The following is a 16,823-nucleotide window of genomic DNA, read 5'->3' as shown; positions in this document are numbered from 1 at the left end:
TACTCATGCGCTCACGTCTGCTCCCGCTGCTCATCGTCCTGCTCGCCGGTGTGCTGCTCGCCCTCGGCGTCCCGCTCGCCGCCAGCCAGGCGCGCAGCGAGCAGCAGCGCGTCATCGTCGACCGGATCGACGACACCGCGCGCTTCGCCTCGCTGGCCCAGTTCGCCGCCGGCGACTCCGGCGGCGACCAGCTCGCCGCCCTCCAGCTGGAGCTCGACACCTACTACGAGGTCTACGGCATCCGCGCCGGCGTCTTCCAGCGCGACGGCGAGTCGATGGCCGCGGCGCCCCGCGACTGGCAGGTGCCCGGCGGCAAGCACGCGCAGGAGTTCGCCGAGGCGCTCGCCGGCCGGCGTAGCGAGGGCCCGAGCCAGGTGTGGCCGTGGAACACCGACCGGATGCTGGTGGTGGCCTCGCCGGTGATCAGGGACGGCGACGTGATCGCCGTGGTGGTCACCGAATCGCCCACCGGTCCGCTCCGGGCCCGCATCCTCAGCGGCTGGATGCCCATCGTGGCCGGCCTCGCCGCCGCCACCCTGCTCGCCGTGGCCGCCGCCTTCCAGCTCACCAGCTGGGTGCTGCGCCCGGTGCGGGTGCTCGACCGGGCCACCCACGAAATAGCCACCGGGCGGCTGACCGCCCGCGTCGCCCCCTCCGGCGGGCCACCGGAGCTGCGCCGGCTCGCGCACTCCTTCAACGAGATGGCCGACAACGTCGAGCAGGTGCTCGAACAGCAGCGCGCCTTCGTCGCCGACGCCTCCCACCAGCTGCGCAACCCGCTGGCCGCGCTGCTGCTGCGGATCGACCTGCTGGGCCTCGAGCTGCCGGACGACAACGCGGAGATCGCCTCCGTGCGGGCCGAGGGCAAGCGTCTCGCCACCGTCCTCGATGGCCTGCTGGACCTGGCCCTGGCCGAGCACAGCCCGGCCGACCTGGCCACCACCGACGTCGCCGCGCTGGTCGCCGAGCGGCTTGCCGCCTGGCAGCCCGTCGCCGAGCGTCGCGGCGTCGACCTCCACTTCTCCGGGCCGGCGGCCGCCACCGGCTGGGCCGACCCGGTCGGCCTCTCCAGCGCGCTGGACGCGATCGTCGACAACGCGCTCAAGTTCACCCCGAGCGGCGGCGAGGTCGCGCTGACCGTCGCAGCCGGCGGGGACCAGGTCACCATCGTCACCGCCGACACCGGCCCCGGCCTCGATGAGGCCGAGCTGGAGCGGATCGGTGACCGCTTCTGGCGCAGCGGCCGGCACCAGAACATCAACGGCTCCGGGCTCGGCCTGTCCATCGTCGGCGCCCTGCTCGGCGCCGCCGGCGCCGCCGTCGCCTACGACCACAACCGGCCCCACGGCCTGCGGGTGACGATCACCCTGCCCCGCTACGGCCCGGAGCGGCCGGGCGCGACCCGGCCGCGGCCGGTCAGTCCCGAGCGGCAGGCGTCAGCCGCAGAGTGACGATCTGGAACGGGCGCAGCGTGAGCGGCACACCGCCCTCCGCGTCGATCGCGCACTCCGGTGCCAGCGGGCCGGCGGCCAGCGGGCGCTCCAGCAGATCGGTCGTGGCCACCGCCGCCAGCGGGAAGCCGGCCACCAGGCGCCCGGTCGACCGGCCGCCCGTCGCCTCGTAGAGCCGGACCACCACATCGCCGCTCCGGTCGTCCGCCAGCTTCACGGCCGCCACCACCAGGCCGTCGCCGGCCACCGTCACCAGCGGCTCCACCGCGGCTGAGCCCGGCACCGCACGCTCCGGCAGGTTGATCCGGTGCCCCTCCGAGACCGCGTCGACCACGGAGGCACCCGGCGCGAGCGCGTACCGCAGCAGGTGCCCACCCTGGTCGGTCTCCGGGTCCGGGTAGCGCGGGGCGCGCAGCAGCGACAGCCGCACCGTCGTCGTCTGCCCGCCGTCCGGACGGACCTCGCGGGTGACGTCGTGCCCGTATGTCGAGTCGTTGACGACGGCCGCGCCCCAGCCGGGCTCGGCCACCCGCAGCCACCGGTGCGCGCAGATCTCGAACTTGGCGGCCTCCCACGAGGTGTTGGTGTGGGTGGGCCGGTGGACGTGCCCGAACTGGGTCTCCGCCGCCGACTGGTCGGCCTTCACGTCCAGCGGGAACGCGGCCTTGAGGATCTTCTCCCGCTCGTGCCAGTCGACGTCGGCCTCCGCGTCGAGCACCCGGGCGCCGGCCCGCAGCGTCAGCCGCTGCGTCACCCGCGAACCCGCCCCGAACGAGCGGGTCACCGCGACCGTCGCCGCCTCGGGCGAGGCGGACTCGAGCGTCAGCTCGTCCACCGCGACCAGGTCGGTGACCCGGTGTCGGTAGAAGGAGTCGACGTCCCAGGCGTCCCACAGGTTGGGCAGGTCGGGGTGGAGCTGGAGCAGGTTGCCCGCGCCGCCCGGCGCGATCGCCTCCCGGCCCGACGCCAGCTCGACGACCGAGACCACCAGGCCACGCCCGTCGACCACCACCCGCAGCAGCCCGTTGGCCAGCGTGAAGCCACCGGTACCGCCCTGCTCCACCGTGACCTGCTCCACGGTGACCGGTTCGGCCGCCGGCGCCAGCTCCGCGCGCGGCCGGGCCCCGCCGGCCGGCACCCCGCCCCGCTCGTGCGGCGCCGCGTTGAACACCACGGTGCCCGCGCCGCCGCCCGCCAGCGCCCGCTGTGCCTCGTCGACCAGCGCCAACAGCTCCTCCCGCAGCCGCGCGTAGGTGGCGCGCGCCTCCCGGTGCACCCAGGCGATCGACGAGCCGGGCAGGATGTCGTGGAACTGGTGCAGCAGGACCGTCTTCCAGATCGCGTCGAGCCGCTCGTGCGGATACCCGTACCCCGGCACCCGCACCGCCGCCGTCGCCGCCCACAGCTCGGCCTCCCGCAGCAGCGACTCGCTGCGCCGGTTGCCCTGCTTGGTCTTGGCCTGTGAGGTGTAGGTGCCCCGGTGCAGCTCCAGGTACAGCTCGCCCACCCACACCGGGGCGTCCTCGTACTCGGCCGCCGCCTTGGCGAAGAACGCCGCCGGCCGCTCGATCTCCACCCGTGGTGAGCCCTCCAGGTCCCGCAGCCGGCGGGCGCGCGCCAGCATCTCGCGGGTGGGGCCGCCCCCGCCGTCGCCGAAGCCGAACGGTACCAACGAACGCGAACCCCGGCCCTTCTCACGGTAGTTGGCGGCCGCGTGGGCAAGCTGCTCGCCGCCGAGGTCGGAGTTGTAGGTGTCCACCGGCGGGAAGTGCGTGAAGACCCGGGTGCCGTCGATCCCCTCCCACCAGAACGTGTGGTGTGGGAAGGCGTTGGTCTGGCTCCAGGAGATCTTCTGCGTCAGGAACCACGTCGAGCCGGAGAGCCGCACCAGCTGCGGCAGGGCCGCCGTGTAGCCGAACGAGTCCGGCAGCCACACCTCCTCGGTCTCGATCCCGAACTCCTCGAGGAAGAACCGCTTGCCGTACACGAACTGCCTGGCCATGGCCTCGCCGCCGACCATGTTGGTGTCCGACTCCACCCACATGCCGCCCACCGGCACGAAAGAGCCGTCCGCCACCCGCTTCTTGACCCGCGCGTACACCTCGGGCCGGTGCTCCTTGAGCCAGGCGAGCTGCTGTGCCTGCGACATCGCGAAGACGAACTCCGGGTGGTCGTCCATCAGCGCCACCACGTTCGCCGAGGTGCGCGCCACCTTCCGCACCGTCTCGCGCAGCGGCCACAGCCACGCCGAGTCGATGTGCGCGTGCCCCACCGCGCTCACCCGGTGCGCCGAGGCGTGCGCCGGATCGGCCAGCACCCCGGCCAGCGCGGCCCGCGCCGCGGGCGCGCTGCGGACGACGTCGTCCAGGTCGAGTGCGTCGAGCGCGCCCTCCACGGCCCGCAGGATCGTCCACCGCCTGGCGTCCTCGAGGGCCAGCCGGGTCATGAGACCGCCGAGCACCTCCAGGTCCTGCACCAGCTCCCACACCTCGGGCTCGAAGACCGCGAGGTCCATCCGCGTCACCCGGTACAGCGGGTCGTCGCCCGCCGTCAGCCGGTCACCGAGCGGCCCAGGACCCTGCTCGTTGAGGATCGGGTTGGCGGCCGCCTCCACCAGCAGCTCGACGCGCTCCCCGCCGGCCGCGGCCTCGGCGATCCGCACCCAGTCGTTGTGCGGGTGCAGCCCCTTCACGGCCTCGCCGTCCGGCCGGTAGACCAGGCCCTCGCACTGGAACCCCGGCATCCGCCGGTCGAAGCCCAGGTCGAGCACGGCCTCCACGGTGCGCCCCGCCCACTCGGCCGGCACCAGGCCCGTCACCCGGAACCACGTGGTGCCCCAGGCCGGCCCCCACGCGTCGCCGACGGCGGACGGGCGGTAGGAGGCGGCGAGCCCGTCCGCCACCGGTACCGGTTCGCCCGGCGCGTCCCAGCGCTCCAGGGCCAGCGGCACGGCGGGACCGTGGACGGCTGGCCTGATCCGCTCGGTCAGCACCCGGTGCAGTCGCTGTTCGACGAGATTGCGGTCATCGTGCATGCTCGGCTGACTCCCTTGTCGGTCGTGGCGCGATGGACGACGGAGAGGCTGGAGGGCGTTGGGGCCGGGGGCTCAGGGCTTGACGGAGCGGTAGTAGTCGCGGGCGCCCGGGTGCAGTTCGAGCGGCTGGGTGTAGATGGCCGTGCGCCGGTCCACGCGCTGCGCCGCGTGTACCTCCTGCCCGATGCGGTCCCGGCCGTTGATCACGGACCTGGTCACCTGCTCGGTCAGCGCGTCGTCCACGGCGTCCGTCGTGAGCAGCAGGTTCGCCACCGCCAGGGTGTCCACGACCTGCGAGCCGATGATGTCGGGGTAGGCGTCGGGCGGCAGCCCCGCCGCCCGGTAGTACGCGTTCTGCGGGCCGAGCGCCGTCAGCGCGGGCAGCAGGTCCTCGAGCGGCACCAGGCGGATCTCGGTGTTGGCCGCCAGCCGCTCCACCGCCGAGGTGGGCAGCCCACCGGACCAGAAGAAGGCGTCGAGCCGGCCCGCCTCCAGCATCCTCGGCATCGCGTTGATGCCCGAGCGGATCGCCTCGATGTCCTCTTCCATGTCGAGGCCGGCCGCCTCGAGCAGCTGCCTGGCCGCCGGCTGCACCCCCGACTGGTCCTGGCCCACGCCCACCCGCAGCCCGGCCAGATCAGCGGTGTCCTGCACCGGGGAGTCGGCCGGCACCACCAGCTGTATGTAGTCGTCGTAGAGCCGCGCGCACGCCCGCAGCCGGTCGATGCCCTCGCCCCCGGACGCCTGGTAGGCGGCTATCGCGTCGGCGGTGGCGATGGCGAAGTCCGCCTCCCCGGCCACCAGCCGCTCGATGTTCTGCACCGAGCCCTCGCTCGGCTCGAGCGTTATCTCCAGGCCCGGGGCGTCCCGCGCGAGCTGGCCGCGCAACAGCTCCCCGTACCGGGAGTAGACGCCGCTCGCGACCCCGGTGCTCATGGTCACCGAGCCGGAAGGCCGCGCGTCGGCGCCGAAGAGCGGCCGCCACAGCAGACCGGCAAGCACGACGAGCGAGACCGCCACACCGAGCAGCACGGGCACCGGCTGGCGGCGCAGCGAACGCATGGAGAGCAGGCGGCGGTCCTGCGCACTGGGAGCCACCCGAGCAAGCTACCAGCGGAACGTAGACTTGGGGACTGCCTCCAGCTGGTCCCGGATCGATTTGGATTGAGTTCTCGCATGCCGGAAGTCGCGCGCACGTACCAAGTCAGGACGTTTGGCTGCCAGATGAACGTCCACGACTCGGAGCGAATGGCCGGGCTGCTCGAGTCCGCCGGCTACGTTCCCGCCGAGCCCGGAGCCGACGCGGCCGACATCGTGGTCTTCAACACCTGCGCGGTCCGGGAGAACGCGGACAACCGGCTCTACGGCAACCTGGGCCAGCTCGCGCCGAAGAAGAGCGCGCGCCCCGGCATGCAGATCGCCGTCGGCGGCTGCCTGGCCCAGAAGGACCGGGACACCATCGTGCGCCGCGCCCCCTGGGTCGACGTCGTCTTCGGCACGCACAACGTGGGCAGCCTGCCGGTGCTGCTTGAGCGCGCCAGGATCCAGCGCGAGGCCCAGGTCGAGATCGCCGAGTCGCTCGAGGCGTTCCCCTCCACCCTGCCGACCCGCCGCGAGAGCGCCTACGCCGCCTGGGTCGCCATCTCCGTCGGCTGCAACAACACCTGCACCTTCTGCATCGTGCCCGCGCTGCGCGGCAAGGAGAAGGACCGCAGGCCAGGCGACATCCTCGCCGAGATCGAGACGCTGGTCGCGGAGGGCGTCAGCGAGATCACCCTGCTCGGCCAGAACGTCAACGCCTACGGCTCGGACATCGGCGACCGCCAGGCGTTCTCCAAGCTGTTGCGCGCCTGCGGCCGCGTCGAGGGTCTGGAGCGGGTCCGCTTCACCTCGCCGCACCCGCGTGACTTCACCGACGACGTCATCGAGGCCATGGCCGAGACGCCCAACGTGATGCCCCAGCTGCACATGCCCCTGCAGTCCGGTTCCTCCCGGGTGCTGCGCGCCATGCGCCGCTCCTACCGCCAGGAGCGCTACCTGGGCATCATCGAGAAGGTCAGGGCGGCCATCCCGGACGCGGCCATCACCACCGACATCATCGTGGGCTTCCCCGGCGAGACCGAGGAGGACTTCGAGGAGACCCTGCACGTGGTGCGCGAGTCCCGCTTCGCGCAGGCCTTCACCTTCCAGTACTCCAAGCGGCCCGGCACCCCGGCGGCCGAGATGGCGGGGCAGGTCCCCAAGGAGGTCGTCCAGGCCCGGTACGAGCGCCTCGTCGCCCTCCAGGAGGAGATCTCCTGGGCGGAGAACAAGAAGCAGGTCGGCCGCACCGTCGAGGTGCTGGTCGCCGAGGGCGAGGGCCGCAAGGACGACGCCACCCGGCGGCTCTCCGGCCGGGCCCCCGACAACCGTCTCGTGCACTTCAGCCGCCCGACGGAACCGGTCAGGCCGGGCGACCTGGCCACCGTCGAGATCACCTACGCCGCCCCGCACCACCTGCTGGCCGAGGGCGAGGTCAGGGCCGTCCGGCGCACCCGCTCGGGGGACGCCTGGGAGCGGCGCACCGCCGCCCCGGCCGCGGACGCCAAGCCGGCCGGCGTGATGCTGGGACTGCCGGGCGTCGGCGTCCCCGCCTCGCTGCCGGAACCGGCCGGCGGCTGCGCGGTGTCCTGACCGGCGGAAGACGTCGGACCGGGCCCCGGGGTTAGGCTCCGGGCATGCTCGTCGCCGCCGCCGTCTGTCCCTGTCCACCGCTGCTCGTCCCCGAGGTCGCAGGGGGCGCCGCCCACGAGCTCGACGCGGCGCGCGCCGCCTGTTACGACGCGCTCGCCGTGCTGTCCGCGGCCCGGCCGGAGCGGCTCGTGGTCGCGGGCCCGGCGACCGGCGACGGCCTCGTCCACTTCGCCGCCGGCAGCCGGGGCTCGCTGCGCGGCTTCGGGGTCGGCGTCGAGACAGTGCTCGGGGGCTCGGAGCCCGAGACCCCGGGTGAGCCCGCGCTTCCCCCTTCGCTGCCCCCTTCGCTGACCGTGGGCTCCTGGCTGCTCGAGCGCGTCGGCTGGCGCTCGTCCCCCGTGTCCGCGCTGGCCGTCGGCGAGGAGCTCAACCCGGAGCGGTGCGCCGCCGCCGGCCGTGACCTCGTGAGCGGCGCGGAGCGGCTCGCGCTGCTCGTCCTGGGCGACGGCAGCACCTGCCGCTCACCCAAGGCGCCCGGCTACTTCGACGAGCGCGCGGCCGACTTCGACGCCGCCGCGGCGCGCGCCCTCGGCGCGGCCGACCTGACCGCCCTGCGCGGCGTGGACGCCGGGCTCGCGGCCGAGCTCGGGGCCGCCGGCCGGTCCGGCTGGCAGCTGCTCGCCGCGGCGGCCGACGGCGCGGGCCTCGCCGGCCGGCTGCTCTACGACGAGGCGCCCTACGGGGTCGGCTACTTCGTCGCCTCCTGGTCCTGAGGACCCGGAGCGGGCCGAGCCAGCCGGCGGCCCCGGCCGGCACTACGTGCGGGCGCCCTCCCCGGCCTCGCTGTCGGCCGCCTCGGCGGCCGCCGTCTGCTTCGGGATGCCGACCGACTCCGCCGCGGCGCCGGTGTCGGCCGCCTCAGCGCCCTCGCCGGCGGGCGGCTCCCCCTCGGCGGCACGGCGACGCAACCAGCTGAACACTCCCATGAACCTCTCCTGACCTGACGACTCGCGGGCGAGGCCCGGCCGGAAGACCGGCGGTTCGCCCTCGGAACCTCAACGACCCGAATCCCCCCGGCGTCACGTCGCTCGTTCGAGGACCGGCCGCCTGTCTGCGAGACTGCCCGGGTGAACACGCCAGCCTCAGCACCGCAGGTCATCGCCGTCGTCGGGGCGACCGCGGCCGGCAAGTCCGACCTCGGTGTCGCCCTGGCCGAGCGCCTCGGCGGCGAGGTGGTCAACGCCGACTCGATGCAGCTGTACCGCGGCATGGACATCGGCACCGCCAAGCTCACCGAGGAGGAGCGCCGGGGCGTGCCGCACCACCTGCTCGACGTGTGGGACGTCACCGTGACCGCGAGCGTGGCCGAGTACCAGCGGCTGGCCAGGTCCACCATCGACCGGCTGCTCGCGGCCGGCCGCACCCCCGTGCTCGTCGGCGGCTCCGGCCTCTACGTGCGCGGCGCCATCGACGCCCTGGAGTTCCCCGGCACCGAGCCCGCCGTCCGCGCGCGCCTCGAGGAGGAGCTCGCCACGGTCGGTAGCGGCGCCCTGCACGCCCGGCTGGCCGCCGCCGACCCCAGGGCCGCCGAGGCCATCCTGCCGAGCAACGGACGCCGGATCGTCCGCGCCCTGGAGGTCATCGAGATCACCGGCCGCCCCTTCACGGCGCAGCTGCCGGGCCCGGGCGCCGACCCCACCGTCTATCCGACGCTGCAGCTCGGCGTCGCCGTGGACCGCGCCGAGCTGGACGCCAGGATCGCCGACCGGGTGGACCGGATGTGGCGGGCCGGACTCGTCGACGAGGTGCGCGCCCTGGAGCGCGTCGGGCTGCGCTCCGGGCGCACCGCGTCGCGCGCCCTCGGCTACCACCAGGTGCTGGCCGCCCTGGCTGGCGAGTGCGAAGAGCACGAGGCGCGGGAGGAGACGGTTCGCGCCACCCGGCGCTTCGCCCGCAGGCAGGAGAGCTGGTTCCGCCGCGACGCGCGCGTGCACTGGCTCGACGGGTCACGGCAGGGGCGCGAGGGGCTCGTGGAACGGGCGTGGAAACTGCTCGAACGGACGGTCACATCCTGATCACGTGATGGCATCGGGACGCTCCAAGCGGGCGGGAGCGGCCATCGCGCGTGCCATCATCGAGCAATGTCGCAATGGCCGTGAACCGTTGGAACCAGGTAGGGAGGGCGCGTGGCGATGGAGGCCAGCCCTCGCGAAAGCAACGGCACGGCGGAGGACGTCCCCGCGCCCCCGTCCCGCCTCGACACGGAGACCGGTGCCGAACTCCACGTCGACACGGGACCGGTCGCCGGCGACGGCTACGCGGAGACCGTGGCGGCGCCCGACCCCGCGGCCGGCGGCGAGTCCTACGAGGAGCTGCGTCCGCCCCGGCGGCTGAAGCTCGTCCTCTTCGCCCCCATCGTCGTGCTGAGCCTGCTCGGCGCCCTGATGTTCGCCTTCCCCCTGGCCTTCGCCTTCGACGGCGCGGGCGCCGTGGTCGCCATGCTCGGCCTGCTGATCGGCTGCAGCGCCGCCGGCTGGGGCATGATGGCCGCCGGCCGGGCCGGCTTCACCTGGCCAGGGCTGCCGCCGCGCGGCTCGGGACGCCGCCCCGACTGGCGGGTGCTCGCGCTCTACGGCCTCGGCCTCGTCCTCTTCGCCCTGCTCGCCGTCTGGCGCGTCGCCGGCCTGCGCTGACCCCGACTACCATCGGGCGGGTGAGCACCACCGCGCAGCCCGTGCCGTTCCTCAAGGGACACGGCACCGAGAACGACTTCGTCATCATCCCCGACCCCGAGGGGCGGCTCGACCTCACGGCCGCCGCCGTGGCCCGGATCTGCGACCGGCGCGCCGGCGTCGGCGGGGACGGCGTGCTGCGCGTGGTGCGCTCAGCCGCGGACCCGGCGGCCCGCGCCCTGGCGGGCGAGGCCGAGTGGTTCATGGACTACCGCAACGCGGACGGCAGCCTGGCCGAGATGTGCGGCAACGGCGTCCGCGTCTTCGCGCACTACCTGCGCCACGCCACCCTCGTCAAGGACGGCGCCGCCGCCGGCGGGGCGGGGGAGTGGCTGCCGATCGCCACCCGGGCCGGCGTGCGCCGCGTCCGCTTCGCGGAGGACGGCGACGTGGTCGTCGACATGGGCGCCGCCCGGCTGCCGGCCGGCCCGGAGCCGGCCGCCACCGTCGCCGTGGGGGAGCGCCGCTGGCCCGCACTCCAGGTGGACATGGGCAACCCGCACGCGGTGGCCTTCGTCGAGGACCTGGGCCACGCGGGGCGGCTGTTCGACCCACCGGCCGTCGCGCCGGCCACCGCCTTCCCCACCGGGGTCAACGTCGAGTTCGTCGTGGACTGCGGCCCGCGCCACGTGGCGCTCCGGGTCCACGAGCGCGGCTCGGGCGAGACCCGCTCCTGCGGCACCGGCGCCTGCGCCGTGGCCGTCGCCGCGGCCCGCCGCGACGGGCTCGACCCCGCGCTGGACGGCGAGACGGCCGTCTACACCGTGGACGTGCCCGGCGGCCGACTGGTCGTCACCGAGGCCCCCGAGGGCACCGTCACCCTCGCCGGCCCCGCCGTCCTGGTGGCCGAGGGCACCCTCCACCCGGCCCTGCTCGACTGACGCCGCCCCCCACGCCCACCGGGAACGGCGCTGACGTGCGCTGATGTGCGCCCGTCGTGCGCCGGACGTTTCCTGGCCTGTCGGACCATCGCTTTCAGCCAGCTTTCCCCGGACATAAGTGACTCGCCTGGGTGATCCACCACGTTAGGGGCGGCCGGTGGTCAGGGCGGCGCGCTGGGCTCGGTAGCATCAAGCACCGGCGCCGCTGCGGGATCACAGGTCACGGGGATCACTGAGATGAGCCGCGGTCCGGTCTGGAGACCGCGGGAGGTGCCACCCCATGAGCGCAGAGGCGACAGCACCGAGAGGCCGGCGGGGGCATCGCCGGGACGTGCTGAGGCTGCGTCAGCTCGGCCGCGCTGCCATCTTCGGAACGGCCGTCAACAACCGGCTGCCCGACGCCATCGAACACGTCGCCCAGGTTCATCGCCGCCACCATCCGGGCGCCGACCTGGACGCGCTGCGCCGCGCCTACCTGCTGGCCGAGTCCGCGCACCGCGGTCAGACCCGCAAGAGCGGCGAGCCGTACATCACCCACCCGCTGGCCGTGACGCTGATCCTGGCCGAACTCGGCGCCGAGACCACCACGTTGACCGCCTCGCTGCTCCACGACACCGTCGAGGACACCGAGGTGACCCTCGATCAGGTCGGCACCGCCTTCGGCGACGAGGTCCGCCACCTCGTGGACGGCGTCACCAAGCTGGAGAAGGTGGACTACGGCGCCGCCGCCGAGCCCGAGACCTTCCGCAAGATGCTGGTCGCCACCGGCAGCGACGTCCGGGTCATGTCCATCAAGCTCGCCGACCGGCTGCACAACATGCGGACCCTGGGCGTGATGCGTCCCGAGAAGCAGGCCCGCATCGCCCGGGTCACCCGCGACGTGCTGGTCCCGCTGGCCGAGCGGCTCGGCGTGCAGACCCTCAAGACCGAGCTCGAGGACCTGGTCTTCGCCGTCCTGCACCCAGAGGAGCACACGCAGGCCAAGGCGTTGATCCGCGAGCACGCCAGGCGCCCCGACCCGCTCGCCGCCGTCGCCGAGGCCGTCCGCGAGGTGCTGCGCGCGGCCGGCGTCGCCGCCGAGGTGCACATCAGGCCGCGACACGTCCTCTCGGTGCACCGGGCCCGCCGCAAACGCGGCGAGCTCGGCCCCTGCGACTACGGCCGGCTGCTGATCCTCGTCGGCGAGGACGCCGACTGCTACGCGGTGCTCGGCGAGCTGCACACCTGCTTCACCCCCGTCGTCTCGGAGTTCAAGGACTTCATCGCGGCGCCCAAGTTCAACCTGTACCAGTCGCTGCACACCGCCTTCCTCGACGACGAGGGACGCCTCGCCGAGGTGCTGGTGCGCACCCACCGGATGCACCGCGTCGCCGAGACCGGCGTCGTGGCCCTCGGTGACCCGCACCGGTCGGCCGACGGTGAGGCCGCGGGGGACGACACCGAGCGCGCCGACCCCACCCGGCCCGGCTGGCTCTCCCGGCTGCTCGAATGGCAGCGGCAGGAGCCGGACCCCGACACCTTCTGGAGCTCGCTGCGCGACGAACTCGCCAGCGACCGGGAGATCACCGTGTTCGCCGAGCGGGCCGACGAGGGCCCGCTCCAGCTGCCGGCCGGCGCCACCTGCGTGGACGCGGCCTACGCCCGGCACGGCAAGGCCGCGCACGCCTGCCTCGGCGCCCGGGTCAACGGCCGGCTCGCCAGCCTGCGCACCGTGCTGCGCGACGGGGACACGGTGCGGCTGCTGCTCGCCCCCGACGGTGGCTCGGGCCCGTCACCCGAGTGGCTTGACTACGCCGTCACGCCGGCCGCCAGGATCGCCATCCGCCGCTGGCTCGACGCGCGGACCCCCGAGGCGGAGGGCGAGCCGGAGCGTGCCGCGCCCGTCGCCGAGCCGCGCGCCCGCACCCGGGTGCCGGCGCCCGGCACGCAGCCGGGCACCGCCGGCGCGCCCCGGCCGCCCGGCGAGGTCGCGGCCGAGGCCCAGGGCGCCGAGGTGCCCGACGCGCCCGGCGCCCCCGTCAGGCTCGCCCGCTGCTGTACCCCGGTGCCGCCGGACCGCGCCCTCGGCTTCACGGTGCGTGGCGGGGCCGTCACCGTGCACCGGGAGAGCTGTCCCTCCGCGGTCCGCATGGTCGGCGCCGGGCGGCAGCCGCTGGCCGTCAGCTGGCGCTCGGGGGCCGTGGAGGGCCGCGTCACGCTGCGCGCCGAGGCCCTGGGCCGCGCCGAGCTGCTCGCCGACCTCACCGAGGCCATCGCGGCGCAGGGCGTCGCCGTGGTGCACGCCGAGGTCGAGCCGCCGCGCCAGCAGCGCGTCCGGCACACCTACACCCTGCGACTGCCCGACGCCTCCAGGCTCCCGGGGCTGATGCGGGCCATGCGCCGCGTCCCCGGCGTCTACGACGTGAGCCGCGCCGTGCACACCAGGCCCTGACGCCGGGACCCCGCAGATCCGCGCGGCCGCGGGCCGGGCCGGAAACCGCCGCCAAACCCGGATGACGGGGCGGTGCCGGCGTGCCACTATGGTGCGCGCCGCGGGAATTCTCCGGTTCGCCCAGGCGTTCCCCGGACAGTCATCGCAGTCGACCCTAAGGATCGAATTGACCTTCTCCTCTCTTCCTCACATTCCTCAGGACCACCAGCACCGCACCGCCGGCCGCCGGGCCGACGCCCTGATGGACGAGGACGTCGCCTGGAGCGGTATCGACGAGGAGCGGGACGGTGAGCAGTTCGACCGCGAAGACCGCGCTGCGTTGCGCCGCGTCGTCGGCCTCTCCACCGAGCTCGAGGACGTCACCGAGGTCGAGTACCGGCAGCTGCGCCTCGAGCGCGTCGTGCTGATCGGCGTCTGGACCTCAGGCACGGCCAGGGACGCGGAGAACTCGCTCGCGGAGCTGGCCGCCCTCGCGGAGACCGCGGGCGCGCTCGTGCTCGACGGCGTGATCCAGCGCCGCGACAAGCCGGACCCGGCCACCTACATCGGCTCGGGCAAGGCCCAGGAGCTTCGCGACCTGGTGCTCGAGAGCGGCGCCGACACCGTGGTGTGCGACGGTGAGCTGAGCCCCGGTCAGCTCATCCACCTGGAGGACGTCGTCAAGGTCAAGGTGGTCGACCGCACCGCCCTGATCCTGGACATCTTCGCCCAGCACGCCAAGTCCCGCGAGGGCAAGGCCCAGGTCTCGCTGGCCCAGATGCAGTACATGCTGCCGAGACTGCGCGGCTGGGGTCAGTCGCTCTCCCGGCAGATGGGCGGCGGCGGTTCAAGCGGTGGCGGCGGCATGGCCACCCGCGGTCCCGGTGAGACCAAGATCGAGACCGACCGGCGGCGGATCCGCGAGAAGATGGCCAAGATGCGCCGGGAGATCGCGGAGATGAAGACCGGCCGCGAGGTCAAGCGCCAGGAGCGCCGCCGCAACAAGGTGCCCTCGGTCGCCATCGCCGGCTACACCAACGCCGGCAAGTCCTCGCTGCTCAACCGGCTCACAGGCGCCGGCGTCCTGGTGGAGAACGCGCTGTTCGCCACCCTGGACCCGACGGTGCGCCGCGCCGAGACCCCGAGCGGGCGTGCCTACACGCTGGCCGACACCGTCGGCTTCGTGCGCCACCTCCCGCACGACCTGGTCGAGGCGTTCCGCTCCACCATGGAGGAGGTCGGCGAGGCCGACCTGATCCTCCACGTGGTGGACGGGTCGCACCCCGTGCCCGAGGAGCAGCTGGCCGCCGTCCGCGAGGTGATCGGCGAGGTCGGGGCGCGCGACATCCCCGAGATCGTGGTCGTCAACAAGGCGGACGTGGCCGACGAGTTGGTCCTCCAGCGGCTGTTGCGCGCGGAGCGGCGGGCGATCGCCGTCTCGGCGCAGACCGGCCAGGGCATGGCCGAGCTGCTGGCCACGATCGACGCGGAGCTGCCGCGGCCGGCCGTCGAGCTCGAGGCGTTGGTGCCCTACACCCAGGGCGCGTTGGTGTCCCGGGTGCACGCGGAGGGCGAGGTGCTCGCCGAGGAGCACACCGGCGATGGCACGCTGCTCAAGGCCCAGGTCCACGAGGAGCTGGCGGCGCTGCTCGCGCCGTACGTCCCGGCGGCCAGGGGCTGACCGGCTCGGGAGGGGCGCGTGGCCGCCCGCGTATGCTGGTGGCGGCGTGTATCCCTCCCGGGAGCGCGACCCCTCCGACCAGGGAGAACGTGCATCGTGTTGCGCACCATGTTCAAGTCGAAGATCCACCGTGCCACCGTCACCGAGGCGGACCTGCACTACGTCGGTTCGGTCACCATCGACGCCGACCTGATGGACGCGGCCGACCTGCTGCCCGGCGAGCTGGTCCACATTGTCGACATCGACAACGGGAACCGCCTCGAGACCTATGTGATCGAGGGCACCAGGGGCAGCGGCGTCATCGGGATCAACGGCGCGGCGGCCCACCTCGTCAAGCCCGGCGATCTCGTCATCCTCATCAGCTATGCCCAGGTGGACGACGCCGAGGCCCGCCGGCTGCGGCCGACCGTCGTCCACGTGGACGGCGCCAACCGCGTCGTCCGGCTGGGGAATGACCCGTCGGAGCCGGTGCCCGGCAGCCGCACCGAGCGGAGCCCGAGCGCCGTCGCCACCGGCGGCTGACCAGCACACGCAGGGGCCGGTGTCCGCGAGCGGACACCGGCCCCTGCGTCGTGCGTGGGTGTAATCAGCCGGCCTGCTGGCTCACGTACTCGAGGACGTCGCGCGCCTCCACGTCGAGCCGCGGCCCGGCGAGCCACGTGCTCTCCAGCGGGCCGATAGAGTTGACCGAGATCAGCTCCGGGTTCCCGTCGTCACCGGTCCGCAGCCAGGGGCCGCCGGACGAACCGCCGGTCATGGTGCAGCCGACCCAGTAGAGCACCGGCATGGTGGCGTCGATGGACAGCCGGCCCGGGTCGCCGTTGCAGTTGTACATGAGGGCGCCGTCGTAGGGCTCGGCCGCCGGGAAGCCGTAGAGCGAGACGGAGCCGAGACCGGAGACCGCCGGGGCGTCGAAGTTGACCTCGACGGCCGCGCCGACCGTCTCCTCGAGCGAGCGGCCGCTGCCGTCCTCCGGCTCCACGGACAGCACCGCGAAGTCACCGTGGGCACCCTCGCCGCCCGTGGTGGTGCCGTTGTCGATCCAGTACTGCGTGGTCGACACGTAGTTGGCCCAGAAGACGCCGTACGGGGCGACCTCGGCGGCGTTGGCCGGGTCGTTGGCCTCGGCGGCGCTCAGGCCGTTGTTGTTGTACGCCGGCACGAAGCTGATGTTGCGGTACCAACCGCCGCCGACGCCCGCGTGCACGCAGTGGCCCGCGGTGGCCACCAGGTTGGAGCGGCCCGGGTTGTTCGGGTCCGCGATCACGGTGCCCGAGCAGACCATCGGTCCCTCCGGGCTGTCGAAGAACACCTTGCCGATCGGCGCGCCGTTCTCCGTGTACGGCGTCTGCACCGGAACGGCCTCGACGGGCAGCGGCTCGGGGTCGGTGATGCCCCGGTCGGCCATCGGGTCGTCGGCCTGCGGCGCGTCCGGGTCCTCCTCGATCTGGTCGTCGTCGATCGACTGCTCCGGGTCCTCGGCCTGACCCATGCGGTCGGCGTCCCACAGGCCCTCGATGATCGGGTTGACGAAGTCGCCGACCTCGCGGAGCCAGGTGTCCTGGTCCCAGTTCTCCCAACCGCCGTCGAGCCAGGCGTCGACGTCGAAGTCGAAGGGCAGGCTGTCGATCACGTCCTGGAGTTCACGACCCCCCTCGGCTCCTTCCGAGGAGCTGTCGGTCGGTGCCTGCGCGTCGTCGCTCGACTCGTCGTCGCCGTTGCAGGCGGTTGCGGTGAGCGCGAGACAGGCCGCCATGGCGGTGGCGGCGAGCGCGGCGCGGCGACGCGAAGGCCGCCTGCGTATCGATGACATGGGTGAACTCCCCCTGGATGGTCTCACTGGGTATTGCTCGGGGATGCTCGGAGTGCTTGTCCGCCATCCCGCCGGCACGGAGGCGACCTCCACTATGCCGGTGACCAAGTGGACGGTGGCACGCGGGTCCCCGGTTCCCGACCGGGGC

Annotated in this window: 13 protein-coding genes; 9 read left to right on the top strand and 4 right to left on the bottom strand. The window is 73.9% G+C overall.

All coding sequences use genetic code 11. The annotated features are described in order from the left end of the window. Positions 1-5: 5 nt before the first annotated feature. On the top strand, positions 6-1,451 hold the full coding sequence (locus tag E1265_RS00705; protein WP_132928217.1) for a HAMP domain-containing sensor histidine kinase: 1,446 nt from the start codon (positions 6-8) through the stop codon (positions 1,449-1,451). Here the strand turns inward: E1265_RS00705 and E1265_RS00700 are convergent. Together E1265_RS00700 and E1265_RS00695 are read right to left on the bottom strand one after the other, a co-directional pair. Next, on the bottom strand, positions 1,417-4,485 hold the full coding sequence (locus tag E1265_RS00700) for a glycoside hydrolase family 38 C-terminal domain-containing protein (RefSeq protein WP_132928216.1): 3,069 nt from the start codon (positions 4,483-4,485) through the stop codon (positions 1,417-1,419). The two genes, E1265_RS00705 and E1265_RS00700, sit on opposite strands and share 35 nt — an antisense overlap. 72 nt (positions 4,486-4,557) lie before the next feature. Then, positions 4,558-5,583, bottom strand: a complete 1,026-nt coding sequence (locus tag E1265_RS00695; protein ID WP_243740440.1) for a TAXI family TRAP transporter solute-binding subunit — start codon at positions 5,581-5,583, stop codon at positions 4,558-4,560. Positions 5,584-5,661: 78 nt separating this feature from the next. On the opposite strand from E1265_RS00695, the gene miaB reads away from it, so the two are divergent. Together miaB and E1265_RS00685 are read left to right on the top strand one after the other, a co-directional pair. Further along, positions 5,662-7,158, top strand: a complete 1,497-nt coding sequence (gene miaB / locus E1265_RS00690; protein WP_132928215.1) for a tRNA (N6-isopentenyl adenosine(37)-C2)-methylthiotransferase MiaB — start codon at positions 5,662-5,664, stop codon at positions 7,156-7,158. Between the two features lie 44 nt (positions 7,159-7,202). Next, positions 7,203-7,931: a hypothetical protein gene (locus tag E1265_RS00685; RefSeq protein ID WP_132928214.1), complete on the top strand. Its 729-nt coding sequence runs from the start codon at positions 7,203-7,205 to the stop codon at positions 7,929-7,931. Positions 7,932-7,973: 42 nt separating this feature from the next. Here E1265_RS00685 and E1265_RS00680 read toward each other — a convergent pair whose 3' ends face one another. Then, entirely contained in the window at positions 7,974-8,144 is a 171-nt protein-coding gene (locus tag E1265_RS00680; protein WP_132928213.1) for a gliding motility protein, read from the bottom strand. Between the two features lie 141 nt (positions 8,145-8,285). Here E1265_RS00680 and miaA point away from each other — a divergent pair, with 141 nt between their 5' ends. From miaA to panD, 6 genes are all read left to right on the top strand, one after another. Next, positions 8,286-9,233, top strand: coding sequence for a tRNA (adenosine(37)-N6)-dimethylallyltransferase MiaA (gene miaA / locus E1265_RS00675; RefSeq protein ID WP_132928212.1), 948 nt, complete (start codon positions 8,286-8,288; stop codon positions 9,231-9,233). 117 nt (positions 9,234-9,350) lie between these two features. Further along, positions 9,351-9,851 (top strand): hypothetical protein, encoded by a 501-nt coding sequence (locus E1265_RS00670; protein ID WP_132928239.1) that lies wholly within the window; start codon positions 9,351-9,353, stop codon positions 9,849-9,851. 20 nt (positions 9,852-9,871) lie between these two features. Next, positions 9,872-10,771 (top strand): diaminopimelate epimerase, encoded by a 900-nt coding sequence (gene dapF / locus E1265_RS00665; protein WP_132928211.1) that lies wholly within the window; start codon positions 9,872-9,874, stop codon positions 10,769-10,771. 280 nt (positions 10,772-11,051) lie between these two features. Then, positions 11,052-13,202 carry an HD domain-containing protein gene (locus E1265_RS00660; RefSeq protein ID WP_132928210.1) on the top strand — a complete coding sequence of 717 codons (2,151 nt, stop codon included), beginning with the start codon at positions 11,052-11,054 and terminating at the stop codon, positions 13,200-13,202. A 166-nt stretch (positions 13,203-13,368) separates the two neighbouring features. Then, positions 13,369-14,862, top strand: a complete 1,494-nt coding sequence (gene hflX / locus E1265_RS00655) for a GTPase HflX (protein ID WP_207930900.1) — start codon at positions 13,369-13,371, stop codon at positions 14,860-14,862. A 96-nt stretch (positions 14,863-14,958) separates the two neighbouring features. Then, on the top strand, positions 14,959-15,384 hold the full coding sequence (panD, locus tag E1265_RS00650; RefSeq protein WP_132928209.1) for an aspartate 1-decarboxylase: 426 nt from the start codon (positions 14,959-14,961) through the stop codon (positions 15,382-15,384). 64 nt (positions 15,385-15,448) lie between these two features. Here panD and E1265_RS00645 read toward each other — a convergent pair whose 3' ends face one another. Next, a complete protein-coding gene (locus tag E1265_RS00645; RefSeq protein WP_132928208.1) occupies positions 15,449-16,675 on the bottom strand; it encodes a hypothetical protein in 1,227 nt (408 codons plus the stop codon). Positions 16,676-16,823: the final 148 nt, after the last annotated feature.

It is taken from the genome of Streptomyces sp. 8K308 (assembly GCF_004348315.1).
Taxonomy (GTDB): domain Bacteria; phylum Actinomycetota; class Actinomycetes; order Streptomycetales; family Streptomycetaceae; genus Streptomyces.
Note: the sequence above shows the minus strand (reverse complement) of the source record. Positions and strands in the feature narration are given on the sequence as shown.

What these genes read in the sequence shown, in the direction of transcription:
- E1265_RS00670 (WP_132928239.1), top strand. Translation starts at nt 9,351, where the DNA reads ATGGAGGCCAGCCCTCGCGAAAGCAACGGCACGGCGGAGGACGTCCCC.
- E1265_RS00685 (WP_132928214.1), top strand. Translation starts at nt 7,203, where the DNA reads ATGCTCGTCGCCGCCGCCGTCTGTCCCTGTCCACCGCTGCTCGTCCCC.
- miaB (WP_132928215.1), top strand. Translation starts at nt 5,662, where the DNA reads ATGCCGGAAGTCGCGCGCACGTACCAAGTCAGGACGTTTGGCTGCCAG.
- E1265_RS00645 (WP_132928208.1), bottom strand. Translation starts at nt 16,675, where the DNA reads ATGTCATCGATACGCAGGCGGCCTTCGCGTCGCCGCGCCGCGCTCGCC.
- E1265_RS00660 (WP_132928210.1), top strand. Translation starts at nt 11,052, where the DNA reads ATGAGCGCAGAGGCGACAGCACCGAGAGGCCGGCGGGGGCATCGCCGG.
- E1265_RS00705 (WP_132928217.1), top strand. Translation starts at nt 6, where the DNA reads ATGCGCTCACGTCTGCTCCCGCTGCTCATCGTCCTGCTCGCCGGTGTG.
- E1265_RS00680 (WP_132928213.1), bottom strand. Translation starts at nt 8,144, where the DNA reads ATGGGAGTGTTCAGCTGGTTGCGTCGCCGTGCCGCCGAGGGGGAGCCG.
- E1265_RS00700 (WP_132928216.1), bottom strand. Translation starts at nt 4,485, where the DNA reads ATGCACGATGACCGCAATCTCGTCGAACAGCGACTGCACCGGGTGCTG.